24 protein-coding genes are annotated in these 25,339 nt (G+C 69.2%); 6 read left to right on the forward strand and 18 right to left on the reverse strand.

What is annotated here, in order from left to right:
• Positions 1–475 (forward strand): flagellin (locus BR39_RS0101605; RefSeq protein WP_029907283.1); only part of this gene is annotated, 475 nt, incomplete at its 5' end.
• Between the two features lie 79 nt (positions 476–554).
• Here BR39_RS0101605 and BR39_RS0101610 read toward each other — a convergent pair.
• The 7 genes from BR39_RS0101610 to BR39_RS0101640 form a co-directional block, all read right to left on the reverse strand.
• A complete protein-coding gene (locus tag BR39_RS0101610) occupies positions 555–1,058 on the reverse strand; it encodes a GNAT family N-acetyltransferase (RefSeq protein WP_156035546.1) in 504 nt (167 codons plus the stop codon).
• Positions 1,059–1,348: 290 nt separating this feature from the next.
• Positions 1,349–1,549 carry a hypothetical protein gene (locus tag BR39_RS0101615; protein ID WP_029907285.1) on the reverse strand — a complete coding sequence of 67 codons (201 nt, stop codon included), beginning with the start codon at positions 1,547–1,549 and terminating at the stop codon, positions 1,349–1,351.
• Between the two features lie 112 nt (positions 1,550–1,661).
• A complete protein-coding gene (locus BR39_RS0101620; RefSeq protein WP_029907286.1) occupies positions 1,662–2,048 on the reverse strand; it encodes a Rieske (2Fe-2S) protein in 387 nt (128 codons plus the stop codon).
• On the reverse strand, positions 2,045–3,052 hold the full coding sequence (locus BR39_RS0101625) for a fumarylacetoacetate hydrolase family protein (protein WP_029907287.1): 1,008 nt from the start codon (positions 3,050–3,052) through the stop codon (positions 2,045–2,047). Before BR39_RS0101625 ends, BR39_RS0101620 begins: the two co-directional genes overlap by 4 nt.
• A gap of 26 nt (positions 3,053–3,078) precedes the next feature.
• Positions 3,079–4,362, reverse strand: coding sequence for a homogentisate 1,2-dioxygenase (hmgA, locus tag BR39_RS0101630; RefSeq protein WP_029907288.1), 1,284 nt, complete (start codon positions 4,360–4,362; stop codon positions 3,079–3,081).
• Between the two features lie 170 nt (positions 4,363–4,532).
• The gene (gene hppD, locus BR39_RS0101635) at positions 4,533–5,594 is read right to left on the reverse strand and encodes a 4-hydroxyphenylpyruvate dioxygenase (protein WP_029907289.1); all 1,062 of its coding nucleotides are present in this window, start codon (positions 5,592–5,594) and stop codon (positions 4,533–4,535) included.
• Positions 5,595–5,612: 18 nt separating this feature from the next.
• Positions 5,613–6,734: a histidinol-phosphate transaminase gene (locus BR39_RS0101640; RefSeq protein WP_029907290.1), complete on the reverse strand. Its 1,122-nt coding sequence runs from the start codon at positions 6,732–6,734 to the stop codon at positions 5,613–5,615.
• 289 nt (positions 6,735–7,023) lie between these two features.
• Here BR39_RS0101640 and BR39_RS25140 point away from each other — a divergent pair, with 289 nt between their 5' ends.
• Entirely contained in the window at positions 7,024–9,141 is a 2,118-nt protein-coding gene (locus tag BR39_RS25140; RefSeq protein ID WP_035018095.1) for an alkaline phosphatase family protein, read from the forward strand.
• A gap of 12 nt (positions 9,142–9,153) precedes the next feature.
• Here BR39_RS25140 and BR39_RS0101650 read toward each other — a convergent pair whose 3' ends face one another.
• The 8 genes from BR39_RS0101650 to murC all read right to left on the reverse strand — a co-directional run bounded on the left by BR39_RS0101650 (position 9,154) and on the right by murC (position 19,152).
• Positions 9,154–9,624 (reverse strand): Lrp/AsnC family transcriptional regulator, encoded by a 471-nt coding sequence (locus BR39_RS0101650; protein WP_029907292.1) that lies wholly within the window; start codon positions 9,622–9,624, stop codon positions 9,154–9,156.
• Positions 9,625–9,846: 222 nt separating this feature from the next.
• A complete protein-coding gene (ftsZ, locus tag BR39_RS0101655) occupies positions 9,847–11,394 on the reverse strand; it encodes a cell division protein FtsZ (protein WP_029907293.1) in 1,548 nt (515 codons plus the stop codon).
• Positions 11,395–11,885: 491 nt separating this feature from the next.
• The gene (ftsA, locus tag BR39_RS0101660; protein ID WP_029907294.1) at positions 11,886–13,211 is read right to left on the reverse strand and encodes a cell division protein FtsA; all 1,326 of its coding nucleotides are present in this window, start codon (positions 13,209–13,211) and stop codon (positions 11,886–11,888) included.
• Positions 13,212–13,242: 31 nt separating this feature from the next.
• The gene (locus BR39_RS0101665) at positions 13,243–14,154 is read right to left on the reverse strand and encodes a cell division protein FtsQ/DivIB (protein WP_029907295.1); all 912 of its coding nucleotides are present in this window, start codon (positions 14,152–14,154) and stop codon (positions 13,243–13,245) included.
• On the reverse strand, positions 14,123–15,079 hold the full coding sequence (locus tag BR39_RS0101670; protein WP_029907296.1) for a D-alanine--D-alanine ligase: 957 nt from the start codon (positions 15,077–15,079) through the stop codon (positions 14,123–14,125). Before BR39_RS0101670 ends, BR39_RS0101665 begins: the two co-directional genes overlap by 32 nt.
• Positions 15,080–15,218: 139 nt before the next feature.
• Positions 15,219–16,628 carry a M20/M25/M40 family metallo-hydrolase gene (locus BR39_RS0101675; RefSeq protein ID WP_029907297.1) on the reverse strand — a complete coding sequence of 470 codons (1,410 nt, stop codon included), beginning with the start codon at positions 16,626–16,628 and terminating at the stop codon, positions 15,219–15,221.
• 200 nt (positions 16,629–16,828) lie between these two features.
• A complete protein-coding gene (murB, locus tag BR39_RS0101680; RefSeq protein WP_029907298.1) occupies positions 16,829–17,737 on the reverse strand; it encodes a UDP-N-acetylmuramate dehydrogenase in 909 nt (302 codons plus the stop codon).
• Positions 17,734–19,152 (reverse strand): UDP-N-acetylmuramate--L-alanine ligase, encoded by a 1,419-nt coding sequence (gene murC, locus BR39_RS0101685; protein WP_029907299.1) that lies wholly within the window; start codon positions 19,150–19,152, stop codon positions 17,734–17,736. The genes murB and murC overlap by 4 nt, the downstream gene beginning before the upstream one ends.
• Before the next feature lie 39 nt (positions 19,153–19,191).
• Here murC and BR39_RS0101690 point away from each other — a divergent pair, with 39 nt between their 5' ends.
• The 4 genes from BR39_RS0101690 (at position 19,192) to BR39_RS0101705 (ending at position 22,656) form a co-directional block, all read left to right on the forward strand.
• Positions 19,192–19,701, forward strand: a complete 510-nt coding sequence (locus tag BR39_RS0101690; protein WP_369795601.1) for a hypothetical protein — start codon at positions 19,192–19,194, stop codon at positions 19,699–19,701.
• A gap of 117 nt (positions 19,702–19,818) precedes the next feature.
• A complete protein-coding gene (locus BR39_RS0101695) occupies positions 19,819–21,447 on the forward strand; it encodes a hypothetical protein (RefSeq protein WP_029907301.1) in 1,629 nt (542 codons plus the stop codon).
• Between the two features lie 106 nt (positions 21,448–21,553).
• Positions 21,554–22,147 carry a DUF1579 domain-containing protein gene (locus BR39_RS0101700; RefSeq protein ID WP_197026632.1) on the forward strand — a complete coding sequence of 198 codons (594 nt, stop codon included), beginning with the start codon at positions 21,554–21,556 and terminating at the stop codon, positions 22,145–22,147.
• A gap of 62 nt (positions 22,148–22,209) precedes the next feature.
• Complete coding sequence (locus BR39_RS0101705) at positions 22,210–22,656, forward strand: ester cyclase (RefSeq protein WP_051695065.1); 447 nt, start codon at positions 22,210–22,212, stop codon at positions 22,654–22,656.
• A 3-nt stretch (positions 22,657–22,659) separates the two neighbouring features.
• Here BR39_RS0101705 and murG read toward each other — a convergent pair whose 3' ends face one another.
• From murG to BR39_RS0101720, 3 genes are all read right to left on the reverse strand, one after another.
• Positions 22,660–23,745, reverse strand: coding sequence for an undecaprenyldiphospho-muramoylpentapeptide beta-N-acetylglucosaminyltransferase (gene murG, locus BR39_RS0101710; protein WP_029907304.1), 1,086 nt, complete (start codon positions 23,743–23,745; stop codon positions 22,660–22,662).
• Between the two features lie 87 nt (positions 23,746–23,832).
• Positions 23,833–25,005, reverse strand: coding sequence for a putative lipid II flippase FtsW (gene ftsW, locus BR39_RS0101715; RefSeq protein WP_029907305.1), 1,173 nt, complete (start codon positions 25,003–25,005; stop codon positions 23,833–23,835).
• A gap of 75 nt (positions 25,006–25,080) precedes the next feature.
• A complete protein-coding gene (locus BR39_RS0101720; RefSeq protein ID WP_029907306.1) occupies positions 25,081–25,338 on the reverse strand; it encodes a hypothetical protein in 258 nt (85 codons plus the stop codon).
• Between the last annotated feature and the right edge of the window lies 1 nt (position 25,339).

A 25,339-nucleotide genomic window follows, 5' to 3' on the forward strand; every position in this document is an offset into this window, starting at 1 on the left:
CTTCGAAAGCCTGCGCGACCAGATCACCAAGGCCGTCACCAACGCCAAGTTCAACGGCGTGTCGATCGCCGACGGCTCGACCACCAAGCTGGCCTTCCTGGCCAACTCGGACGGCTCGCAGTTCACGGTCCAGTCCAAGACCCTGTCGCTGAAGGGCATCGGCATGACCACGACGTCGACCTTCACGACCGCCGCGGCCGCCAAGACCATGATCGACACCGTCGGCAAGGCCATCGGCACCGCCACCAACAAGCTGGCGTCGCTGGGCACCAGCTCGACCGGCCTGGACACCCACCTGACCTTCGTCGGCAAGCTGCAGGACAGCCTCGACGCCGGCGTGGGCAACCTGGTCGACGCCGACCTGGCCAAGGAAAGCGCCAAGCTGCAGTCGCTGCAGACCAAGCAGCAGCTGGGCATCCAGGCGCTCTCGATCGCCAACCAGTCGACCGGCTCGATCCTCAGCCTGTTCCGTTAATCGGACCAAGCCCGAGTTTAGTAGCGTCAGTAGCTTAGGAAGGGCGGGTCCTCGGACCCGCCCTTTTCTATTGGCCCTTTTATTGGAATGGGGCCTGTAGAGCCTTGCCCATCCGCACCAGCGGCACCTCGACCCCGCTGGACGTCGGCGCCGAGAACCGTTCGATCTGGTGATAGCCGCACGCCCGGTACAGCGGCTCGCCGGCCATGGTCCCCGCCAGTTCGCAGCGCGTGAACCCCTCCCCCGCCGCCGCGGCCTCGCAGGCGTCCAGGATCAGCCGCCCCACGCCTTTCCGCACATGGTCGGGGTGGGTGTACATCGCCCGCACCCGGGCCGGGTCGCGGGCGGGGTCCAGCAGGGCGGCGTCGCGGCCGGCCGAGTGGTCGCCGCCGAACAGTGTCGCCCGCCGGCTCCAGCCGCCGCAGCCGGCCAACGCGCCCCTTTCTCCAACGGAAAAGTCCTCGACCACGAAATAGGTCCCGTCGGTGATCAGCTGGCTGTCCAGCCCCATGATGTCGAACGAGGCCGCCACCTCGTCGGGTGCGAGGAAGGGCTTGAGCAGCTCGCCGATCGAGGCGTTCATCAGGTCGCGCAGGGCGGGCAGGTCCTCGGGGACGGCGAGGCGAAGGGTCAAACTCAACAGGACGGCTCCTTCTGGATCCCTTCCAACTTGGCGAGGCGACCGGCCGTCGCCAAGGCCGCCGGCCCAAGGAAACCAAGGTTTTCAGCGTCGCCGGAAAAAATTCCATGACAACGTTGTCACAGGAGGAACATTGCGCTATAGAGGTCTCAGTCCTTCTGGGCGTTTCCTCCTATGCGACTTCCGGCCGTCTTCTTCTCCTGTAGAAGGCGGCCTTTCTTTTGCGCGGAGCCCTAGGCCCGCCGCCCGATGCGGGCGAACGCGCCCACCGCCTCCGCCGCGAACATGCCGCTGCGCCAGGCGCTCTCGCGATCGGGCGCGCCGCCCTGGGCCGTGATCCGCGCGTCGAAATCCATCACCTGCCAGGTCCATTCGTCGTTGCCGGCGTGGATCACCACGGCGTAGTCGCGCACCTGGATCTGGTCGAAAGGCATCGGTCGGGCTCCTGCTCTGCCCGGACAGGTCTAGGGCCGCGAGGTCGCGCGATCGTGGCCGAGGGTTCCAGGGGGCGGGAAAAGGCCGTGCAGTTTCCGTGCAGCCCGGCCGTCAAGCCGTGACGATCCGCCCGTCCTCGACCCGCACGGGCCACGGCGACAGGCGCGCCCCGACGCAGGGCCCGCCGACGCAGGCCCCGGTGTCGGGCTCGAACAGGGCCCCGTGCCACGAGCAGGCGATCAGCGCACCGTCCTCGGTGAGGTAGCGGTCCAGCACCTGGGCCAGCGGCAGGCCGGCGTGGGGGCAGCGGTCGACATAGCCGAACGCCTCCCCGCCCCGGCGCACCACGAAGCCGTGGAAGCGCTTGTCGCCGATCTGCAGCACGTAGTTCCGCGCCCCGGGATCGGCGATCAGGTCCAGCGGACCCAGCCTCACGCCCGCGGGCGTCGTCCAGACCCGCCCGACAGTCGTCGCTTCCGGCGCGACCTCCTGGCTCAAATGCGCTCGACCGTCTGCTCGATGGCGCCGAAGATCGAGTGCCCCTTGGCGTCGCGCATCTCGATGCGGATCGTGTCGTCGCCCAGCAGGAACGGCGTCTTGGGATGGCCGGTCTGGATCGTCTCGACCGTGCGCACCTCGGCCAGACACGAATAACCAAGGCCGCCCTCGGCCACCGGCTTGCCCGGACCGCCGTCGGCGTCGCGGTTGCTCACCGTGCCCGAGCCGACGATCGTGCCGGCGGTCAGGGCGCGGGTCTTGGCGGCGTGGGCCACCAGGGTTCCGAAATCGAAGGTCATGTCGACGCCCGCGTCGGCCTTGCCGAAGTCCTTGCCGTTCAGGGTGACCAGCAGCGCGCCGTGCAGCTTGCCGTCCTTCCAGGCGTCGCCCAGCTGGGCCGGCGTCACGGCCACGGGCGAGAAGGCGCTGGCCGGCTTGGACTGGACGAAGCCGAAGCCCTTGGCCAGTTCGGCCGGGATCAGAGCGCGCAGGGAGACGTCGTTGCACAGCATGACCAGCTGGATGGCGTCCAGGGCCTCCTCGCGGGTCGCGCCCAGCGGCACGTCGCCGACGATCACGGCGATCTCGCCCTCCAGGTCGCAGCCCCAGGCGGAGTTGGCCAGCGGGATGGTGTCGCGCGGGCCCAGGAAGCCGTCCGAGGCGCCCTGGTACATCAGCGGATCGGTCCAGAAGCTCTCGGGCATCTCGGCGCCCCGCGCCTGCCGCACCAGCTGGACGTGGTTCACATATGCCGAGCCGTCGACCCACTGGTAGGCGCGCGGCAGCGGACTCGCGGCGTCGTGCTCGTGGAAGCGTTCCAGCGGCACGCCGCCGTCCTCGACGCTCTTGGCCAGGGCTTCGAGCATCGGACCGCAGCGTTCCCAGTCGTCCAGGGCCGCCTGCAGGGTCGGGGCGATCGTTCCGGCGTCGGTGAACCAGGCCAGGTCGTTGGAGACCACCACCAGCCGGCCGTCGCGGCCGCCCTTCAGAGACGCGAGCTTCATGGGCGCTTCCTCTTGCTGTCGTTGTTCTAGGGCAGCCGGGCCTTGGGGAAGCCCGTCCAGCACGCGTCATAGTCGGCCTGAAGCGCGGAAGTCTCCAGAGCGTATTTCGTGGGACGGATCACCCAGCGGCTTTCGAACATGAAGGCCATGGTCCCGTCGATCTTGTGCGGCTTGAGCTCGGCTTCGGTCGCGCCCTTGTGGCTGGCCACGTCGGGGCCGTGGTCGCTCATGGCGTTGTGCAGGCTGGCGCCGCCCGGCGAGAAGCCGCCGGCCTTGGCGTCGTAGGCGCCGGTGACCAGCCCCATGAACTCGCTCATCACGTTCCGGTGGAACCACGGCGGACGGAAGGTGTGCTCGGCCACCATCCAGCGCGGCGGGAAGATCACGAAGTCCACATTGGCCGTGCCCGGGACCTCGCTGGGCGCGGTCAGCACCGTGAAGATCGACGGGTCGGGATGGTCGAAGCTGACCGTGTTGATCGTGTTGAACCGGGCCAGGTCGTACTTGTAGGGCGCGAGATTCCCGTGCCAGGCCGCCACGTCCAGCGGGCTGTGATCCCAGGTGGCCTTCCACAGGCCGCCCTGGAACTTCTGGATCACCTCGGTGGGGTTCTCGATGTCCTCGAAGGCGGCGACGGGGCTGAGGAAGTCGCGGCTGTTGGCCAGGCCGTTCGATCCGATCGGACCCAGTTCCGGCAGGCGGAAGGCCGCGCCATAGCTTTCGCAGACATAGCCGCGCACCGGGCCGGCGATCTCGACGCGGAAGCGCACCCCGCGGGGGATCACCACGATCTCGCCGGGCGCGACGTCCAGCCGGCCGAACTCGGTGACCAGGTGAAGGTCGCCCTGCTGGGGCACGATCAGCAGCTCGCCGTCGGCGTTCTGGAACACCCGGTCGATCATCGAACGGTTGGCCAGGTAGAGATGGGCGGCCATGCCGGCCTGGGTCGCCACGTCGCCGTTGCCGCCGATCGTCACCAGGCCGTCGACGAAGTCGGTCGGCTCGGCGGGGACCTCCATCGGGTCCCAGCGCAGGCGGTTGGGCGTGGGCGCGGCGGCGTCGAACGGGCCGCTCTTCAGGCGATCCTGCGCGTAGGGCGCATAGGGTCCATGCCCGGCGCTGGGCCGCAGGCGGTACAGCCACGACCGGCGGTTCTCGTGGCGTGCAGCGGTGAAGGCCGTGCCCGACAGCTGCTCGGCATAGAGCCCGAACGGCGGCGTCTGCGGCGAGTTCTGGCCCAACGGCAGGGCGCCGGGGACGGCCTCGCTGCTGAAGTGGTTGCCGAAGCCGGATTGGTAGTGGAGGTCCATGAGCGTTTCCGTGACCCTCTGGCCATCATTTATCGTTGTCATCCCGGAAGCCTCGCAGAGGCTGTCCGGGACCCAGGGGAACCGCACCGCGTCAGCCCAGTCCCCAGGGTCCCGGCTCTACGCTACGCTTCGGCCGGGATGACACGGAAGGGGAATTCGGAGAAAGCCCCTCAGGCCTCGACCGTGATCACGCCGCGGCGGATCTGGTCCAGCTCGATGCTCTCGAACAGGGCCTGGAAGTTGCCGTTGCCGAAGCCCTGGTTGCCCTTGCGCTGGATGATCTCGAAGAAGATCGGGCCGAACAGGTTCTCGGTGAAGATCTGCAGCAGCAGGCCTTCCTCGCCGACATTGCCGTCCAGCAGGATGCGGTTCTTCTTCAGGCGCTCGGTGTCCTCGCCGTGGCCGGGCACGCGCTTGTCGACCAGCTCGTAATAGGTCTCGATCGTGTCCTGCAGCTTCACGCCGCGCGCCCGCAGGCGCTCCACCGTGTCGTAGATGTCCTCGGTGGTCAGGGCCAGGTGCTGGATGCCCTCGCCGTTGTACTGGCGGATGAACTCCTCGATCTGGCTCTGGTCGTCCTGGCTCTCGTTCAGCGGGATGCGGATGGCCTTGTCGGGAGCGATCATCGCCTGGCTGAACAGGCCCGTGGCCTGGCCCTTGATGTCGAAGTACTTCTGCTCCTCGAAGCCGAAGACGTCGCGATAGAAGGTCGACCAGGTGCGCATCTGGCCCCGGCGGACGTTGTGGGTCAGGTGGTCCAGCAGGTCCAGGCCGACATTGTTGGCCGCCTCCGCCTCGGCCGCGCCGGGGACTGGGGTCCAGGTCGAGAAGACCGCGTCGGGACCGGCCACCAGGTACAGCATCGAGCCGCCGATGCCTTCCAGCACCCGCGCGCCCTCGCCCAGCACGGTCGGGCCGGCGTCGGCCGCCACGGCGCCGCGCTTCAGGGCCGCGGCGTAGGCCTGCTCGACGTCGGCGACGGTGAAGGCCATGCCGTTGGCCGAGGGGCCGTGGGCGGCGCGGAACTCGGCGACCTGGCCGGTGGGCTCGTCATTGACCAGCAGGTTGATGCGGCCCTGCTTGTAGCGGGTCACGGCCTTGGTCGGATGGGTCGAGGCGGCGACGAAGCCCAGTTGCTCGAACAGCGCCTTCATGGCGGCCGGCTCCGGGCTGGTGAACTCCACGAAGGCGAAGCCGTCGAGGCCCAGGGGGTTTTCGGGGGAGATGCTCATGGACGTGGCTCCGAAGGATCAGAGAGCGAGAGCGGCCGGCAGGGCGGCGATCAGGCGGTCGTTGTCGGCGGGGCGGCCGATGGTGATCCGCACCCAGCCGCCGGGCACGGGCGTGGGACGGACGATAAGCCCTTCCCGCAACAAACGCGCGGCGGTGGCTTCGGCGCCCGACGGGCTGCGCAGGAAGACGAAGTTGGCGGCGCTCTGGGTGCGCTCCACGCCCATGGCGTCCAGCACGGCCTCGACCCGGCCGCGCTCGGCGATCGTGAGCGCCACGGTCCGTTCCAGGTGTTCCTGGTCGTCCCAGGCGGCCAGGGCGGCGGCCTGGCTGATGGCGGTGACGTTGAAGGGCGGGCGGATGCGGTCCAGATAGCCCGTCAGCTCGGCCGACGAGCAGATCCCGTAGCCCACCCGCATGCCGGCCAGGCCGTAGGCCTTGGAGAAGGTGCGGCCCGACACCCAGGTCCCGCCCCAGGCCTTCAGCAGCTCCAGGGTGTCGAAGGCCTGATGGTATTCGCGATAGGCCTCGTCGACGAAGACGACGGTCGAGCGCGGCGTGACGGCCAGGATCTCGGCCATCTCGACGCCGGTCATGGCGTTGCCGGTCGGGTTGTTGGGGGTGCACAGGACCAGCAGCTTGGGGCCCTTGGCGGCCTCGACCTTGAAGGCCTCGACGTCGAGGTCGAAGTTCGCCAGGCGCGGCACGTCGATGAAGGTCGCCTCGGCGCAGCCGCCGAAGATCGCGTAGGCCGGGAAGGTCGGCGAGCTGAGCAGGACGCTGTCGCCCGGGTGCAGCACGGCGCGGAACAGGTAGTCGATCAGGGCTTCCGAGCCCGGGGTCATGACGATCCGCGCCGGATCGACCGCCAGCCGCTCGCCGATCGCGGCGCGCAGGGTCTCGCAATAGGGGTCGGGATAGATCTCGGGGCTGGCCAGGGCGGCCTGCACGGCGTCGGCGACCTTGGGGCTGCAGCCCAGCAGGTTCTCGTTGCTGGCCAGCTTGGACAGGTCCGCGCGGCCGGCCAGGCGACCGGCCTCGGCCAGGGTCATGCCGGCCTTGTAGGCGCTGACGCCTTCCAGCGCCGGACGCACGGGCGAGACCACGGCGGGCGACAGGGACTTTTGATCGACAACCAGCATGCCGCGCTCCTCCGGACAGAACCGGGGCAAGTTAACGCGACGGGCCGGTCAGAGCGTGGCGATCATGGCCAACATGCAGATAAATAATGTCACTATATGCCAACGATTGGCCACTTCGGGTCATGTTGAGACATGCCCCTGTTGCGACGCGACAGCCGTCCACGCGACACGGCTTGACTCGCGCGACGGCCTCGGACCAAATCGCGTAATACTAGAAAAATCCCGTCACTAAATCCATGAGGGCATGACGCGCGCCGCGGGACGCCCGTCGCAGAGTCACGAGGAAAGCATGTCGACGCCAACCATCGACCATGTGGTCGTGCTGATGCTGGAGAACCGTTCCTTCGACAGCCTTCTGGGCTGGCTCTACCAGACCGGCGCGCCGTCCCAGGTCCTGCCGGCGGGCTCCAGCCCCACCTTCGACGGCCTGCAGACGGTCGACCTGGGCGCCTTCACCAACACCGCCTCCAATCCCGCGATCTCCAGCCCGCCGATCCAGGGCGCGCAGGGCTTCACCGTCCCCACGATCGACCCCGGCGAAGAGCTCGAGCACGTCAATCTGCAGTTCTTCAACACCGAGACGTTCCCGCCGGTCACCGAAGCCAACATGCTGGGCTACCTGCAGGACTTCGTGAACGTGATGACGGCGCTGGGCATCGACGCCGGCGACATCCCCGGCCTCGCGCCCGAGGTGATGCAGAGCTATACGCCCCAGCAGTTGCCGGTGCTGAACCAGCTGGCCCAGGCTTATGCGGTCAGCGACGCCTGGTACGCGTCGGTCCCGTCCCAGACCAATCCCAACCGCGCCTTCCTGATGTGCGGCACCTCGCTGGGCCTGGTCAACAACGGCCAGCTGGAAGACCCCAACTCGCCCGCCGCGACGATCGAGTCGATGCTGGGCATGTCCATCGGCGACGACCGCTTCGACGCGCCGACCATCTTCAACGCCGTGGACGCCGCCGGCCGGGGCTGGAACGTGTTCTGGCAAGCGCCTTACCTGCCCGAGAAGATCTCGACCCTGCTGGAATACGGCAAGGCGCTGGCCACGGTGCTGGCCGTGGTCGACCCGCCGGTCGGGGTCGCGCTGCTGGCCACCTGGACGGCCCTGCAGCCCTATATCAGCTACATGCAGTCGCTGACCAACGGCCAGCTGGAGTCCTGCTACACGTGGCGGCTGTTCCCCCAGATCCAGAACCTGAAGGACGCCAGCAGCAAGTTCCAGTCGCTGGACCAGTTCCACAAGCTGGCCCAGGCCGGGAACCTGCCGGCGTTCAGCTATATCGAGCCCTACTGGTCGATCTCGCAGACCACCATGGCCAGCCAGTCGTCCCTGCCCAAGGCGCTGATCACGGCCCTGGGCAACGACTACCACCCGCCCAGCAACCTGCTGGTGGGCGAGCAGTTCGTGAAGGAGGTCTACACCAGCCTGATCTCGCACCAGGACGCCTGGCAGAAGACCCTGCTGCTGATCACCTTCGACGAGTTCGTGGGCACGTTCGACCACCAGACCACGGGCCTGGCCCAGGGGCTGGTGCAGCCGCCCTGGGGCTCGGGCACGCCGCCGGCCCTGGCCACCCAGAACAACTTCAACTTCGACCGGCTGGGCGGCCGCGTGCCGACCATCGTGGTCTCGCCCTACATCCAGGCGGGCACGGTGTTCCGCTCGCCCACCGATACGCCCTACGACCACACCTCCATGATCGCCACGGCGCTGAAGCTGCTGGGCGGCTCGAGCCAGCTGTCGGACTTCGGGGCCCGGGCCGAGGCGGCGCCGACCTTCGAGACCGTGATGACCCTGAGCCAGCCGCGCACCGACGCGGCGAACCTGGACTTCATGGACAAGACCCGGAAGAACGGCGACGGCGTGAAGTACGGCGACAGCTTCCTGCTCAAGAACCAGAACGGCCACCACCTGACGGCCTTCCAGGCCGCGGTGAAGGCGGCGATCCCGGGCCTGCCCAGCGGGGCCATGGGCATGTGCGTCGACATCGGCCTGGCCGCCCTGTTCCCCACCCTGGGAGAGGGCACGCCCTCGCCCCTGAGCTTCGTGACGCCGGCGTCCAACGTCTCGGGCCACGTGCCCGACCAGGCCCAGGTCTACCTGATCTCACGGGAATCCGGGCTGTGGGCGGCCAACGCCCTGGGGGCGTGGAGCGACTCCCACGACTGCTACTACTACACGCCCTATTTCGACGGGGACTACCTGCCCTACCAGACCTGGACCATCCACAACAAAAGCCGGCCGGGCCAGTCGATCAGCTACGGCGACCAGGTGATCCTGATGAACAACCAGTTCCAGCAGGGCCTGAGCCGCGACACCCGGCCGTTCGAGGGCAGCTGGATCAGCACCAGTTCCAGCCCCGACTACTGGACCGTCGAACCCGCGCCGGTGACCCCGCCCAGCTAAGGCGGCGCGCGCCTATTCCAGATAGTCCAGCGGCAGGGCCGTCGCGTCCTTGATCGTCTCCAGCACGAAGGACGACCGGATGTCCTTGACCGCCGGCATCTTCAGCAGGCGCTTCATCGTGAACTCGGCGTAGGCGTCCAGGTTCGGCGCGACCACGCGCAGCAGGTAGTCGTAGCCGCCGGTCATGGCGTGGCAGCCCACTACCATCGGCTCGCGCCGCACGGCCTCGGCGAAGGCCTCGGCGGCGGTCTCGCTGTGGCGGTCGACCTGGACCTCGACATAGGCCAGCAGGTCCAGCCTGGCCTTGCGCCGGTCCAGCAGGGCGACATAGCCGCTGATCAGGCCCGAGGCCTCCAGCTGCTTGACCCGGCGCAGGCAGGGGCTGGGCGACAGGCCGACCCGCTCGGCCAGCTCCACGTTCGTGATCGAACTGTCCTGCTGGAGGATCTCCAGGATCTTCCGATCGGCGCGGGTGAGGTTCATCGTGACCTGGATTGAAGCTGGATTGGCAGGTTGTGACCCATAGCAGATGCTCCCCCTCCGGGGGAGCTGTCGCGAGGGGCTTTCCCGGTCTGCGGCCTTCCCCCTCCGTCGGCTTCGCCGACACCTCCCCCGGAGGGGGAGGATCCAAAGCAAAACCCCGGAGCTTTCGCCCCGGGGGTCTCGGTTACGCTTACTGGTACGCTACTAAACTTATCGAGCTTTTCAGTTGGCCAGGCGACGCAGGAACGACGGGATCTCCAGATCCTCGCCTTCGTCCGTGGTCGGCTGCTCCAGCGGCTGCAGCTGCGGGCGGGCCGAACCCCGTTGCGGCTGCTGGGCCGGTTGCTGCTCGTAGCGCTGCTGGCGACCGCCGCCGAACAGGCTCATCCAGCCGCCCGACTTCTGGGCCCGGCGGTCTTCGTAGGTTTCGCTGTACAGCGGCTCTTCCTCGACCTCGGCGGTGTCGGCGACCAGCGGGTCGACGATGCGGGTCACGCGCGGCGCCGGGGCGGTCACGCGGGGCTCTTCCATCACCGGCTCTTCGAAGTGCAGGTCTTCCTGGGCTTCGACGATCGGGGCGGGTTCTTCATAGGCCGGTTCCGGCGCGTAAGAGGCGACCGGGGCCGGAGCCGCGGCGGGACGCTCGATCGGGCGCGGCTCGTAGCGCATGCCCGGGCGACCGGTCTCGGCCACGGTAGGGGCGGGCGCCGGAGCGGCCTGCGGCGCCGCCGGACGGGTCTCGGCGATCAGCGGCTGGGCCGTGGTGTTGCGCGCGACGGGCTTGGGCTCGATCTGGGCGATCGAGGCGCCGTCCATGCCGGTGGCGACCACCGACACGCGGATCACGCCGTCCAGCGACGGATCGAAGGCGGCGCCGAAGATGATGTTGGCTTCCGGATCGACCTGGTCCGAGATCGCGTTGGCGGCCTCGTCGACTTCCAGCAGGGTCATGTCCATGCCGCCGGTCACGTTGACCAGCACGGCCTTGGCGCCCTTCAGCGAGACTTCGTCCAGCAGCGGGTTGGCGATGGCGTTCTGGGCGGCCATCAGGGCGCGGTCTTCGCCGGTGCCCTCGCCGGTGCCCATCATCGCCTTGCCCATCTCGGTCATGACCGTGCGGACGTCGGCGAAGTCGAGGTTGATCAGGCCCGGCAGGACCATCAGGTCGGTGATCGAGCGGACGCCCGAGTGCAGCACCTGGTCGGCCATGCCGAAGGCTTCGGCGAAGGTCGTGCGCTCGTTGGCGACGCGGAACAGGTTCTGGTTCGGAATGACGATCAGGGTGTCGACATAGCGTTGCAGCTCACCGATGCCGGCGTCGGCCAGACGCATGCGGTGACGGCCTTCGAAGTGGAAGGGCTTGGTGACGACGCCGACGGTCAGGATGCCGCGCTCGCGGGCGCACTTGGCGATGATCGGGGCCGCGCCGGTGCCGGTGCCGCCGCCCATGCCGGCGGTGATGAACACCATGTGCGCGCCGTCCAGGTGCTCGCCGATCTCGGGGAAGCTCTCCTCGGCGGCGCTCATGCCCACTTCGGGGTGCGCGCCGGCGCCGAGGCCCTGGGTGACTTGCACGCCCAGCTGGATGCGACGGTCGGTCTTGGCGAACTGGAGCTGCTGCGCGTCGGTGTTGGCCACCACGAACTCAACACCCTCGAGGCCGGCCTCGATCATGTTGTTGACAGCATTGCCACCGGCCCCACCGACGCCGAACACCACGATACGCGGCTTCAGTTCAGTGGTACGCGGCGCGGAAAGAGAAATAGCCATGGGACCCTCGCGTCCTAAACGCCGAATTCGTCAACTACCGAGCGGATCAACCGCCGGGAGTCATCTCGACGATCGGGTTAACAGAACAACCACCAACCTTAATCGGTGGTTAACTCCATAAAGTGAGTCGGCCCGGGGTCGATCCCAAAGCGCCTCTAAAAATCCAGTTATCCAAAGGAATCACGAGGGATTCCTTGGGTTCCCGAAGGTAGCCAAAACCCCCGTGCGGCGGAACGCCGCTGACCGAAAAAGCCTTGGAAAACCCCGTTTTCAGAGCGTCGAAAACTAGGCCGTCAGGTGTTTCCGACACTTAGATCGTAAACGAACAGGCTTAAGTTCTGTTAAGACTTGGCCGTTGCTCTTGGCCAGCTTCACCAAGACGAAAAAATTTCGTGTCACGCGCGATTTCGAGGTCGCGCCCCGACGGGCGCGACTCAGCCAAGCTTCTGGTCAAGCTGGGAATATGTGGGACGAAGTCCCACGATGTTCGATCAGAGATTGTCGCGCAGCCACGCCGCGGCCCGGGCGACCGGGCTGGCGTTGGGGTCCAACGGACGCTTGCGGATCGCCGCCCCGGCCAGGGCCTTGGGCGAGACGACCTCGCGCGGACCGAAGGCCGTGCGGTGCAGGACGCCGGCGGCGGCGCAGAAGGCCGGACCGGAGGCGGCGTCGGCCAGGTGCGGCACTCGGCGCGGGCGGCCCAGGCGGACGGGGCGGTCGAAGACGCGCACGGCCACTTCGCGCACGCCGGCCAGCTGGCTGGCGCCGCCGGTCAGGACGATGCCCGCGCCCGGTTCGACCGGCGCGCCCGAGGCCTTCAGGCGCTCGCGCAGCAGCTCCAGCGTCTCCTCGACGCGCGGCTGGATGATGCCCTTCAGCAGGCTGCGGGGCGCGATCACCGGGCCCGCGCCCGGATCGTCGCCGCGCGGCGGGGCCTCGATCATCTCGCGGTCCTCGTTGGCCGAGGCGATGGCGCTGCCGTGCAGGGTCTTGATGCGCTCGGCGCCGGCGACCGAGGTCTGCAGGCCGCGGGCGATGTCCTGCGTGACGTGCCCGCCGCCGACGGCCAGGCTGTCGACGTGGCAAAGGGCGCCGTTGTTGAACACGGCCACCGAGGTCGAGCCGCCGCCCATGTCGATGCAGACCGCGCCCAGGTCCATCTCGTCCTCTTCCAGGGCCGCCAGGGCCGAGGCGAAGGGCGCGGCGACCACGCCTTCGAAGCTGAGGTGGGCGCGTTCCACGCAGTGGGCCAGGGTGTGGAAGATGTTCTCGTTGACCGAGACGACCAGCAGCTCCAGCCCCAGGGCGCGGCCGAACATGGCGCGCGGGTCGCGGATGCCGCGCTGGCCGTCCACCGACCAGGCGATCGGCAGCAGGTGGATCGGCTTGCGGCCCGGAATGCGGACCTGGGCCAGGGCTGAGGCGATGGCGCGCGACAGGTCGCCGTCGCCGATCGGACGGGCGCCCAGCGACACCTGGGTATGGACGCGGTGGCTGGCCAGCTGGCCGCCGGCCGTGCAGACCGAAACGCCCTGGACGTTGACGCCGGCCACGGTCTCGGCCCGCTCGACGGCCTGGGCGATGGCCTGCGCCGCCTCGTCCAGATTGACGATCGCCCCGCCGCGCACGCCGCGCGACTGCACGTAGCCGACGCCGGCCGTGGTCAGGGTGCGGTTGTCGCGATGGACCCCGTCGGCCTTCATGATGAAGCAGGTGACCTTGGACGCGCCCAGGTCGACGGCCGCGACCGCGGGCTGACGCACGAGCGTCGCCTTCAAGCCTTCCCTGGCTTGTTTCCGGTCATCCAGTCGCGACATCGCTACAGTCACCTCACACACAAGTTCATGATCAGGCCCCGCCGGCCACGGGCTGCCCGGGCAGCACCGCGTCGCGAGGCCTCACGGCCACCATTTCGGGATCGCGCAGATCGATGCGCGCGAAACCGAGATCGAGGATTCGTTGTCGTTGATCGAGCTGATCCAATTGAATCAGCGCGGACTCTTCGTCAATGGCCGGAAGCTGGATCAGCGAACCATCTTTCAAGCGCAGGTCCCAACGACGGTCGTCGACCCGCACCAGGGCCTCCAGACGGTCGCGCAGGCGCGGCCGCGCGTTGACGGCCGGCAGGATGGCGCCGGCGGCCTGGTCGGCGCCCTGCCCCACCACCAGCGGCAGCTGCGGGAAGCGCGCGGCGTCGGCCTCGCGGATGATCCGGCCCTCGCCGTCGATCACGCGCATCGCGCCGGAGTGCTGCCACACGGCCAGGGCCGGGCGCTCCTCGACGGAGATGAACACGGTGTCGGGCAGCAGGCGCACGACCTTGGCGGACTTGACCCAGCCCACGCCCTCGACCCGCGCGCGCAGGTCGTTGAGGTCGAGACCCAGGGTCGGCTGGTCCTGGTAGAGCGCCGTGGCGTTCAGGATGTCGGCCTTCGCCATCGGCGAGGCGCCCTCGATGTGCACGGTCTTCAGCTTGAAGCCCAGGTCGGCGAACTCGCCGTCGACGCCGCGCCCCAGGGCCTCGCCCAGGTGCTGCAGGCGATGGCCGGTGGCCAGGGTGGCGATCACGGCGACGGCCAGGGCGCCGCCGGCCACGGTCAGGGCCAGGCGCGGCGAGACGCCCACGCCTCCACGCGCGGCTTGCAGCTTGCCGGCCGGCGGCGCGGCGTTGCGCGCGGCCGGGCGGGCCTTCGGACTTGCGGGCGCTTCGGCCCGGGGGCGCGTTGGCTTACGCGATCCCCCCCGCACTGACGCGGGCATAAGCGTCCTCCACGATCCAGAACACTAAACGATCAAACGAAACGCCGGTGTGGTCCGCCTGCTCGGGGACGAGCGAAGTGGGTGTCATGCCAGGCTGCGTATTGACCTCTAAAAGGACCAGAAGGTCGTTAATGTCGTCATAACGGAAGTCGCATCGGGTCACACCTCGGCAACCAAGACTTGTATGGCCAAGCTCGGCCATGCGCATGGCCCGATCCCTTACGGCGCTGGGAATCGGGGCTGGAAGCAGGTGGATCGAACCGCCTTCTGCGTACTTGGCCTCGTAGTCATAGAAACCTGTGGACGAGCGGATTTCGGTTACCGCCAGGGCCCTGGGACCATTTGACTCACCCACCACGGCGACCGCCAGCTCCAGACCCGGAACGAAGGGCTCGACCATCACCCGCTCCCCGAACGCCCAGTCGGGCGCGGCCAATTCGCGCGGCGGTCCGTTGGCCCCCTCGCGGACGATGAACACCCCGACCGACGAGCCCTCGGCGTTGGGCTTCACCACGTAGGGCGGCGGCATCACATGGTCGCGCGCGACATCGTGGCGGTCGTACAGGCCGCCGCCGGGGACGGGAATGCCCGCCGCCGCCAGCACGGCCTTGGACTTGGCCTTGTCCATGGCCAGGGCCGAGGCCAGGACGCCGGAGTGGGTGTAGGCCAGGCCCAGGGTCTCGAGCACGCCCTGGACGCAGCCGTCCTCGCCCCAGCGGCCGTGCAGGGCGTTGAAGACGACGTCGGGCTTGAGGCGGGCGAGGACCTCGGCGACATCGGGCCCCGGATCCACGCGACTGACCCGCGCGCCCAGGCGCTCCAGGGCGTCGGCGCAGAGCGCGCCGGTGGTCAGGCTGACCTCGCGCTCGGCGGAGGGGCCGCCCAGAAGGACGGCGATGTGACGGTCGGTGAGAGGCTGGGTCATGCGTCCTGGCTAGCGAGGACGCGTCGAGACCTGAGGGAGCGGCTTCGGAAGTTCGGTGCAGGGTTTGGGGACACGCCGCGAGGGCATATCCCCGGCCCGCGATCGGGGACACGCCCTTGCGGCGTGTCCCCACGTCTCGCTAGTGCCCCGCCGGAGCGGCCGGAGCGGCCGCCTTCAGCGCCCGGAAGTCGATGTCGCTGTCGGCCACCAGGTAGATGAAGCTGGCCCAGGCGGCGACGTTCTGCGCCAGTTCGTCCGGACGGACCTTGTTGAGGGTGTCGTCCATCGTGTGGTGGTAGTCGAAGTAGCGGCTGGCGTCCTGCTCCAGCTCGATCGACGGCACGCCGGCTTCTTCCAGTCCCTCGATGTCCGAACCGCCATGGGCCGACGGGTCGCGGTTCACATAGATCTTGAGCGGAGCCAGCACGTTGCTGGCGACCGTGGCGATGGCGTGCTTCTGGGCGCCGGCGGGCAGCTTGAGCGAGTAGATGCGGTCGGCGCCGGTGTCGCTTTCCCCCGCCAGCACGATCTTGGGCAGCTCGTCCTTGTGGGCCGCCACATAGGCTTCCGACGAGCCGCCGCTCTCTTCCGAGCCGAACATCACCACGCGGATGGTGCGCTTGGGATGCTTGGGCAGGTCGCCGATCAGCTTGGCGGCGGCCGTGGTGATGGCCACGCCGGTGGCGTCGTCCAGGGCGCCGGTGCCGACGTCCCAGCTGTCCAGGTGGCCGCCGATGACGACGACTTCGTCAGGCTTTTCCGAGCCCTTGATCTCGCCCGAGATGTTCCAGGCCACGTCGGCCGGATCGACAGTCGAGGCCAGCTTCAGCTTGATGCGCAGCGGGCCCTTGGCGGCCAGGCGTTCCAGCTGCTCGGCCTCCGGCACGCCCATGGCGGCCGAGGGGATCGAGGCGACGCCGTCGCCGAAGGCGGTGACGCCGGTGTGCGGCACGGTGGAGTCCGAGGTCGAGACCGAGCGGATCAGCAGGGCGACGGCCCCGCGCTTGGCGGCCTCGACCGGACCGGCGCGGCGCGAGATGCCGGCCACGCCGTAGCCGGCGCCGTCCTGGGCGCGGACCATCGGCTGGGTGATCACCACGATCTTGCCCTTCAGCGAGCCCTCGGGCGCGGCGATCATCTCGGCGTAGGTCTTGAACAGCGCGACCTCGGCCTCGATGCCCTCAGGGCCGGTCGGCACGGTGCGGCCCAGGCCGACGATGTTCAGCTTCATCGGATAGGGAGCGACCAGTTCGGCGCTTTCCTCGCCGCGCGTCCACGACGGCTTGGCGAATTCCTCGACCTTGACGTTGGTGAAGCCCAGGGCCTTCAGCTTGGCCACGCCCCAGTCCTTGGCCCGGGCCATGGCCGGCGAGCCGACGATGCGCGGGCCGATGTTGGTGGTCAGGTCCTCGGTGACGTTCCACGCCGTGCGGTCCAGCAGGGCCTTGTCGCGCAGGGCCTCGGCGGTCTTGACGTCCTGGGCGTGGGCGGCGCCGGCCATCAGGGCGGTCGCGGCGGCGGCGGTCAGCAGAGTGCGGAACAGGCGCATGAAATCTCCCTCGATTTGGGGGTTTCATAGCACCGCTATTGCCAGCGGATAGGCAACAACCGGATGAACTATCGGTAACCTTTGGGATGCCCGACCCTGAGGCGCCGCGGGCGAAGATGGGGACACACACTCGCGGCAAAGCTTCCGCAAGTCCGCAAAGGCCGTGGGGCGAGTGTGTGTCCCCTCCGTCGTGCGCGGCCTCAGCCCGCCCGCCCGATCCGCTTGATCTCCCAGTCCAGCTGGACGCCGGTCTTGGCCAGGACGTCGGCGCGGACGGTGTCGCCCAGGCCTTCCAGGTCGGCGGCGGTGGCCTCGCCGGTGTTGATCAGGAAGTTGCTGTGCAGAGGGCTGAACATCGCCCCGCCGTACGGCTTGCCGCGCCAGCCGGCCTCGTCGACCAGCTTCCACGACGAGTGGCCGGGCGGGTTCTTGAAGGTCGAGCCCCCGGTCTTCTCGCGGATCGGCTGGGTGGTCTCGCGGCGCGCGGTGATCTCGGCCATGCGGGCCTGCACCGCCGCCGGGTCGTCCGGCGTTCCCTGGAACACGGCCTGGACCCAGAACATGCTGTTGGCCGGCACCTCGGTGTGGCGATAGGTGAAGCCGAAGTCCTCGTTGTTCCAGACCCGCATCTCGCCGGTGCGGTCGTAGCCCCAGGCGCTGACCAGGATGTCCTTGGTCTCGCGGCCGTAGCAGCCGGCGTTCATGGTCAGGGCGCCGCCGACGGTGCCGGGGATGCCGACGAAGAACTCCAGGCCCGCCAGGCCCGCCTTGGCCGCCGCGCGGGCGACCTGGGCGTCCAGCGCCGCCGGGCCGGCGATGATCAGGTTCTCCTCGGCGTCGACGATCACCTCGCCGAACGCCCGGCCGGCGCAGCGGATGACCACGCCCTCGACGCCGCCGTCACGGATGATGACGTTGGAGCCGACGCCAAGCGCCTGGACCGGAACCTCTTCCGGCAGCGCCATGAGGAAGTCGCGCAGGTCGTCCGGATCGGCCGGCAGGAACAGCACCTCGGCCGGCCCGCCGACGCGGAACCAGGTGAACGGGCACAGGGGCTCGTCGAACAGCAGCTTGCCGCGAACGGCGGGGAGCGACGCCTTCCAGCTCACTTGGACAGCGCTTCCAGCTGACCCGGCAGGGCGTAGGCCCAGCTGGTGATGTCGCCCGCGCCCAGCAGAACGACCAGGTCGCCCGCCTGGGCCTCCTGGGCGATCAGGGCCGGCAGGGCGGCGGGGCTTTCCAGCGGCAGGGCCCGGCGGTGGCCGAACTTCTTGAGGCCCTCGACCAGGTGGTCGCGGTCCACGCCCTCGATCGGCTGTTCGCCGGCCGTGTAGACGTCGGCGACGATCACCGTGTCGGCGTCGTTGAAGCACGAGCTGAACTCGGTCATCAGGTCGCGCAGGCGGGTGAAGCGGTGCGGCTGGACCACGGCGATCACCTTGCCCGTCGAGACCGCGCGGGCGGCCTTCAGCACGGCGGCGATCTCGACCGGGTGGTGGCCGTAGTCGTCGACCACGCGGATGCCGTTGGCCACGCCCGTGGTGGTGAAGCGGCGCTTGACCCCGCCGAAGCCGGCCAGGCCGGCGCGGATGGCGTCGGCGTCGACGCCCAGCTCGCGGGCCACGGCCACGGCGGCGGTGGCGTTGAGCACGTTGTGGTGGCCGGCCATCGGCATCTTCAGCCCGTCATAGCGGACCTGCTCGCCGTCGCGCGGGGAAACCAGAATGTCGAACGTAGCGCCGTCGGGACCCATCTGGATGTTGGAGACGCGAACCTCGGCCTGCGGGTTGGCGCCGTAGGTGACCAGGCGGCGGTTCTCGATGCGCGAGGTCAGGGCCTGGACTTCCGGGTGGTCGGTGCAGACCGCCGCGAAGCCGTAGAAGGGGATGTTCTCGATGAAGTCCTGGAAGCCGCGCTTCACCGCGTCGAAATCGCCCCAGTGGTCCAGGTGCTCGGCGTCGATGTTGGTGACGATGGCCACGGTGGACTTCAGCTTCAGGAAGCTGCCGTCGCTCTCGTCTGCCTCGACCACGATCCAGTCGCCCTCGCCGACCTTGGCGTTGGTGCCGTAGGCGTTGATGATGCCGCCGTTGACCACGGTGGGGTCCAGGGCGCCGGCGTCCAGCAGGGCCGCGACCATCGAGGTGGTCGTCGTCTTGCCGTGCGTGCCGCCCACGGCGACGCTGAACTGCAGGCGCATCAGTTCGGCCAGCATCTCGGCGCGGCGCACCAGCGGCAGGCGCTTGTCGCGGCCGGCGACCATCTCGGGATTGTCGCCCTTCACCGCCGTCGAATAGACGATGGCCGAAGCGCCTTCGACATTGGCCGCGTCGTGGCCGATGAAGATGCGCGCGCCCAGCTTCTCCAGGCGCTCGGTGTTGGCGCTGGCCTTGGCGTCGCTGCCCTGCACGGTGTAGCCGATGCGGATCATGATCTCGGCGATGCCGGACATGCCGATGCCGCCGATGCCGATGAAGTGCACGGGGCCGAGTTCGAAGGGGACGGGTCGTCGACGCTGGATCATCCGGCTCGATTAGACGATTTGGCGACAGGGTGAAACGGGATGTTTGGTGCAGATCGCGTGGATTTTGGCCTTCGGGCAAGCGTGGCCGGTGCGGTCTGCGGCCTGGCCGCCCTCGCCTCGCCCGCGTTCGCCCAGGTCCCGCTCGAGCTGCGCCTGGCCGATGTGGGCCGCTTCGCCAGCTTCGTGGACGTGGGCGGGATCGCCTGGACGGGGCGGACGGCCAGGCTTCGCGTGCTGCAGGTGACCGAGGACGGCTTCACCGCCGGGAGCGAGGCCTTCTGGGGCGGCTGGCGCTATGAGCTGATCGACTGCGACGCCCGCACGATCGCCCACGCCGGCTTCTCCAGCGTCCGGGTCGGCGGTCGCGAGGGCCCGGTCAGCGGCGATCTGCGCCCAGCCGCGGCGATCCCCTCCGGAAGCGCCGACGACGCGGTGGCCAAGCTCGTCTGTGATGGGTGGCGGCCCTATGCGGGCGTGGCGCCGGCCGCGAGCGTCGAGGAAGCCGTTAGGATCGGCCGTCCGCTGATCGCCACGGGCGCCGAGCCCTGACCGCCCGCGCGAAGCGTTACGGGCGGCCTCGCAATCTCCAGCTGAATCTTCGTTCCGCTCCCCGAAAAATCCGGCTACCCATGGCCAAGTTCCAAATCGCTTTCGGGGGAAGCGTACATGCGTCTGAAATCCTTCTTGCTAGCCGGCGTCCTGACGCTCGGCGCGGGACCGGTCATGGCGGGCGAGCCCAGCGACTGGGTGCGCTGCGACGGCCTGGCCAAGCCCGAGAACGTCGGCGTCACGCTCAGCCGGCTGGTGCCCGCGATCATGACGGCCGGTCTGATGGGCCTTCCCGAAGCCAGCCGCGAGGAACCGGCCGAACAGGGCGCCGCCGGCGTCAAGGCCTGCGACACCGTGCTGGCCGACCCGATGCTCGACCGCTACTGGGCCCGCAAGGTCAGCCTGCTGAAGGCCCGCGCCCTGCACCACATCGAGGCCGGCGACCTGGACGCGGGCCTGGCCGACCTGGCGGCCACCCACGCCGCCGCCGCCGGCAATGTCGACGACGCCACCTATGCGCGGTCCCTGGGCGCCTCGACCCAGCTGTTCGAGGCCGCGACCCAGCTGAAGAAGGATCGGTTCGACGAGGCCGCCGCCCTGGCGATCAAGGCCGCCGACGCCCGGCCCTACTCGCTGGAGGTGGGGATGGCCGCCGTGCGCATCCTCGACGCCGATCCGCGCTGGTCGCCCGACGAGGACCGTGTCCTGACCCGCGTGGCGGCGCTGGAGCCCGACCTGCGCGTGGCCCGCGCCAAGTCCCGCGAATGGGGCGGTCAGCACGCCCGCGCGGCCGCAGACTGGGCGGCGATGGCCGATTCCCCGACGTCGCCGCTGGCCGGCGTGCGGCTGCCGCGCGGCATGACCCTGCCCACCATGACCGGCGATCCGGTGTTCATGGCCCGGGCCGCCCTGGCCTATGCCCGGGCCGGCGACAACGCGGCCGCCGCGCCCCTCATCGCGCGCTACAAGACCGATTTCGCCGCCCCGCCCGCCGCGGCTCCGGCGGGCGACGACGTGATGGCCAACATGGTGGCGCGGCTGCGCGCCGAGCAGGCCAAGAACGCGCAGGGCTTCATCACCGTGGCCGAGGCCTGGACCCAGGCGAACGACGGGAAGATCGACCAGGCGCGGGCCACGCTGGAGACGCTGGGCGACCGTTTGCCCGCCACGCCCGCCACCCTCGACCTGATCGAGAAGGTGAAGCGACCGACGCCGGCGGGCATGGTGTCCCTGGCCCCGTCCGCCTCGGCCCAGATGGAGGCCCTGATGAACGCCGACCGCGCCGACGCGGCCCGGCGCCTGGATCCGAAGAGCTTCGCCAAGGCCCTGCCGCCGCTGGAGCGCGCCGACCGCTCCTATTCCAAGCAGAGCGCTTGGTTCAAGCCGAACGGCTTCAAGGACAAGAAGACCGCCGACGGCAAGGGCGCCTCGATCGAGTTCTCGGGCGCGTTCTCGACCCACGCGGCGGTCGAGGAGATGATGCTGCTGCGCGCCGCCCAGCTGACGCGCGAGGCGGGCCGGACCGGCTTCGTGATCCGCAAGCGGGCCGACTACAAGCAGTACATGGTCCAGACGATGTACGGCTCCGAGATCTCGCGCTCGCCCAACGGCTTCAAGACCACGGCCGAGATCGAGTTCGTCGACGCCCCGCCCGCCGGCGCCGCCGACAGCCTGGTCTTCAACGCCGACAAGGTCTGGAACGACCTCAGCCCCATCTACACCACGCCGGCCCAGGGCAAGACCTAGACGCGGCCGGGGCCGCGGGGCGCTGCGTTTTTCGCAATCGCCCCCAAGTGCGGCGCGGGACGGCCGCTATCCTCGATGACGCACCTTCACCGCCCAAGAGGTCGTCATGACAGCCAGCCCCCCGTCCCAGACCCGCCGCGCCACGATCGCCGGAGGCCTGATCACCAGCTTGCTGGTCGCGGGCGGGGCCGAAGCCCGCCCCGCGGGCGACGACCCCAGCCGGGGGATCACCGGCGGCCCGGACGATTGGGCCTTCCTGGTGGGGCGCTGGAACGTCCGCCACCACCGGCTGAAGGAGCGGCTGGTCGGCAGCACCGAATGGCAGGACTTCAACGGGACCTGCGAGAACTGGCCCCTGATGGGCGGGCTGGGCAATGTCGATGACAACCTGCTGGAGCTGCCGGCCGGGACCTATCGCGGCGTCGGCGTCCGGGCGTTCGACGCCGAGACCCGCCAGTGGTCGATCTGGTGGATCGACTCCCGCATCGCCAACATCGACCCGCCGGTGCGCGGCGGTTTCAAGGACGGGACCGGGGTGTTCATCGGCAGCGACACCCACAAGGGAACGCCCGTCACGGTGCGCTTCCGCTGGTCGGAGCTGACCGGCGACACGGCCAAGTGGGACCAGGCCTTCTCCACCGACGGCGGCAAGACCTGGGAGACCAACTGGCGGATGGAGTTCACCCGGGCGAAGGGGTGAGGCCCGCGCAACTCGGCGGCGGCTGGCGCGCTTAAGGCGGCATCGATCCGGAGCGGCCCGCCATGGCGACGAAACTCTCACGCGACGAGCTGGTGGAGCGCCTGGTCAAGGCCGGTGAGGCCGAGGTCGCCGGAGCGCCGCCGGACGAGATCGCCGGCTATTTCGACACCGAGGCGTTCCGCTTCCACGGACCGGACGGCTTCGAGTCCGACTACGAGGGCCTCAACGCCTATTTCGCCGCGATCCGCGCGGCGTTCGACGACCGGACGATCCGGCGCGGGATCGTCGTCGTCGAGGGCGACCTCGCGGCCTGCCAGACCTGGATCGAGGGCACGTTCGTGCGCGAGTTCACGATGTCGCCCGCCGGCCCGCTGCCACCCAACGGGGCGCGCGTCACGTGGGACCTGATCAACATCTTCCGGTTCGACGATCGCGGCCGGCTGGTCGAAGAGTTCGTGCGCACCGACTATCGCAGCTTCCTGCGCCAACTGGGCGCGGAGCACCGATAGGGCCTAGCGGGCCATCTGCTCCACCAGGTCGGCCAGCTTCTCGGCCGCGTCCGGCACGGCCACCTTGCGCGCGCCCGCGGCCATGCGGCCCAGGCGCTCGGGGTCCTTGAGCAGGGCGTTCAGGGCGCCGGCCATGGCGTCGACGGTCAGCTCGTCCTCCAGGCAGACGGCGGCCGCGCCGGCCTCCTCCAGTTGCTTGGCGTTGAAGCGCTGGTGGTCGTCGGCGGCGATCTTCAGCGGCACCAGGATCGACGGGCGGCCGGCCACGGCCAGCTCGGTGCATGTCGAGGCGCCCGAGCGGCCGATCACCAGGTGGGCCTGGCGCAGATAGCCGGCCATGTCGCGGAAGAACGGCGCGACCTCGCAGTCGACCATGGCGTTGCGATAGGTCTTGCGGGCGCCTTCCATGCTCTCGGCGCGGGCCTGCTGGAAGACCTTCAGGCGCGAGCGCAGGTCCTCGGGCAGCTTGGCGACCGCCTCGGGGATCAGTTCAGACAGCAGGCGCGCGCCCTGGCTGCCGCCGGTGACCAGGATGCGCAGCTGCACCTCGGGCGGCAGATAGGGCACGTCGTAGAGCGCGCGGATCGGCGGGCGCACGGGATTGCCCACCACCTGGGCGCGGGCCTTCACGGCGGGCTTGGCCATCTCCAGGGTCGGGAAGGCGCAGGCCACCGCGTTCACCTTGGGGGCCAGGAAGCGGTTCACGCGGCCCAGCACCGCGTTCTGCTCGTGGATCACCGTGGGCCGCTTCTGGCCCAGGGCGCCCAGCAGGGCCGGCAGGGCGGGATAGCCGCCGAAGCCTACGACCACGGCCGGATCCAGGCGCTTGAAGGCGGCCTTGGCCTGGTTCATGCCCTGCCAGACCACCAAGCCGGCCTTGGCCATGCCGATCGGGTCGCCGGACTTGGCGGTGGCGGCCGACAGCGCCAGGCGCTCCTCGGCGGGGAACTTGTCGGCGTACAGCGCGCCGCGCTCGTCGGTGGCCAGCACGATGCGCCAGCCGCGCACGGCCAGGGTCTCGGCCAGGGCCTGGGCGGGGAACAGGTGCCCGCCGGTGCCCCCGGCGGCGACGACAGCCAGCTTGCTCATCAGACGAAGGCTCCAATACGCGAGCGGATCATGGGCGAGACGGCCTCAAACAAGACAGGCAGCGACAAGACGGGTCTCCCGAGAGACTCAGCCCAGGGCCCCAGCCTGATCGAACTCTCCCGCCCCGCCATAGGCCCCCGGACGCTTGCGCGTCAACGCCAGGGCCATGCCCAGGGTCAGGCCCATGGCCAGCATCGACGAGCCGCCGTAGCTGATGAAGGGCAAGGTCATGCCCTTGGTGGGGATCATGTTCAGGTTCACGGCCACGTTGATGAAGGCCTGCTGGCCCACCAGCACGAACAGGCCCGAAGCGGCCACCTGCTCGAAGGTGTCCGACAGCTTCATCGCCCGGTACAGCCCGCGCACCACGATGAAGGCGAACAGGGTGATCAGGGCCAGGGAGAACACCAGGCCGTATTCCTCGGCCGCGACCGAATAGATGAAGTCGGTGTGCAGGTCGGGCACGTGGCGCTTCATCACGCCCTCGCCCGGGCCGCGCCCGAACAGGCCGCCGGCGTGGATGGCCTCGGCGGCGCGGGTGATCTGGTGGGTGTCGGCCTGGTCGGGGCTGAGGAACTTCTGCACCCGGGCGTGGACGTGGTCGAACAGGAAATAGGTCGACATCAGCCCGCCGACGGCGACCGCGCCCAGGCCCATGATCCACGAGATCGGCACCCCGGCCATCCAGAAGGCGGCCCCGAAGGCGATGGTGATCAGCACGGTCTGGCCGACGTCCGGCTGGACCAGCAGCAGGGCCACGGCGATGAAATAGAGGGCGAAGGCGATCGAGACGCCCGGCACCCCCTCGCCCTTCTGGCCCTCGGCGAACATCCACGAAACCAGCACGATCAGGGCCGGCTTCATGAATTCCGAGGGCTGGAAGGTGAAGCCGCCGATCAGCAGCCAGCGGGCCGCGCCCTTGGCGCTGTGGCCGATGAACGGCAGGGCCGCCATGACCCCGATGGCCACCAGGTAGATGAAGAAGGCCGAGCGGCGGATGCCCCTGGGGCTGAGCATCGACACCGACAGCACGATCAGGGCGGCGCCCAGGCCGAACACGCACTGGCGGACGGCGAAGTGGAACTGGTCGTCGATGCCGATCCGGGCGGCGGCCGCCGGGCTCGAGGCGAACGACAGCAGCACGCCCACGGTGACGAGGATCGCGGTGGCGCCCAGCAGCCAGCGATCGGTCGTCCACCACCAGACGCCGAGCCGCGAACGGTCGGTGCGGGCGAAGGCGTGGGTGGTCTGGAACGTCATGGCCGGAGGGTCGGAGTTTAGGGTTAAGCGAGTGTTGTTGTGGAGGTTGGAAGAGGTGTGGCGAAAGGACTCTGATCAGTCCGAACCGGTGTTTTCGTAGCCGAGCGGAAACCAGATCCCACGAACCAGGATGTCGCCCATGTTCGGGATCACATGGCCCTGGTCCAACCCATCGAGGTTCTTCAGGACCGCCATATCCGCGACGGCCAGTCCGCCAAAGGCCTCTCCAATCAGACGCCGAGCGTCGCCGTCGTCGCGCGCCGTGACACCCGCGCCCAGGTTCAGGGGCGTGGGGTGATCGATCGGCTCGAAGGTGAACCAGTAGGGATGCATG

It is taken from the genome of Caulobacter sp. UNC358MFTsu5.1 (assembly GCF_000712075.1).
Taxonomy (GTDB): Bacteria; Pseudomonadota; Alphaproteobacteria; order Caulobacterales; family Caulobacteraceae; genus Caulobacter.

Coding starts and splice junctions, on each gene's coding strand:
- BR39_RS0101695 (WP_029907301.1), top strand. CDS start 19,819: ATGCGTCTGAAATCCTTCTTGCTAGCCGGCGTCCTGACGCTCGGCGCG.
- ftsA (WP_029907294.1), bottom strand. CDS start 13,211: ATGTCGCGACTGGATGACCGGAAACAAGCCAGGGAAGGCTTGAAGGCG.
- BR39_RS0101665 (WP_029907295.1), bottom strand. CDS start 14,154: ATGCCCGCGTCAGTGCGGGGGGGATCGCGTAAGCCAACGCGCCCCCGG.
- murG (WP_029907304.1), bottom strand. CDS start 23,745: ATGAGCAAGCTGGCTGTCGTCGCCGCCGGGGGCACCGGCGGGCACCTG.
- BR39_RS0101670 (WP_029907296.1), bottom strand. CDS start 15,079: ATGACCCAGCCTCTCACCGACCGTCACATCGCCGTCCTTCTGGGCGGC.
- BR39_RS0101700 (WP_197026632.1), top strand. CDS start 21,554: ATGACAGCCAGCCCCCCGTCCCAGACCCGCCGCGCCACGATCGCCGGA.
- BR39_RS0101705 (WP_051695065.1), top strand. CDS start 22,210: ATGGCGACGAAACTCTCACGCGACGAGCTGGTGGAGCGCCTGGTCAAG.
- murC (WP_029907299.1), bottom strand. CDS start 19,152: ATGATCCAGCGTCGACGACCCGTCCCCTTCGAACTCGGCCCCGTGCAC.
- BR39_RS0101690 (WP_369795601.1), top strand. CDS start 19,192: ATGTTTGGTGCAGATCGCGTGGATTTTGGCCTTCGGGCAAGCGTGGCC.
- BR39_RS0101650 (WP_029907292.1), bottom strand. CDS start 9,624: ATGAACCTCACCCGCGCCGATCGGAAGATCCTGGAGATCCTCCAGCAG.
- BR39_RS0101720 (WP_029907306.1), bottom strand. CDS start 25,338: ATGCATCCCTACTGGTTCACCTTCGAGCCGATCGATCACCCCACGCCC.
- BR39_RS0101675 (WP_029907297.1), bottom strand. CDS start 16,628: ATGCGCCTGTTCCGCACTCTGCTGACCGCCGCCGCCGCGACCGCCCTG.
- hppD (WP_029907289.1), bottom strand. CDS start 5,594: ATGAGCATCTCCCCCGAAAACCCCCTGGGCCTCGACGGCTTCGCCTTC.
- BR39_RS0101610 (WP_156035546.1), bottom strand. CDS start 1,058: ATGAACGCCTCGATCGGCGAGCTGCTCAAGCCCTTCCTCGCACCCGAC.
- hmgA (WP_029907288.1), bottom strand. CDS start 4,362: ATGGACCTCCACTACCAATCCGGCTTCGGCAACCACTTCAGCAGCGAG.
- ftsW (WP_029907305.1), bottom strand. CDS start 25,005: ATGACGTTCCAGACCACCCACGCCTTCGCCCGCACCGACCGTTCGCGG.
- BR39_RS0101625 (WP_029907287.1), bottom strand. CDS start 3,052: ATGAAGCTCGCGTCTCTGAAGGGCGGCCGCGACGGCCGGCTGGTGGTG.
- ftsZ (WP_029907293.1), bottom strand. CDS start 11,394: ATGGCTATTTCTCTTTCCGCGCCGCGTACCACTGAACTGAAGCCGCGT.
- BR39_RS0101615 (WP_029907285.1), bottom strand. CDS start 1,549: ATGCCTTTCGACCAGATCCAGGTGCGCGACTACGCCGTGGTGATCCAC.
- BR39_RS25140 (WP_035018095.1), top strand. CDS start 7,024: ATGTCGACGCCAACCATCGACCATGTGGTCGTGCTGATGCTGGAGAAC.
- BR39_RS0101640 (WP_029907290.1), bottom strand. CDS start 6,734: ATGCTGGTTGTCGATCAAAAGTCCCTGTCGCCCGCCGTGGTCTCGCCC.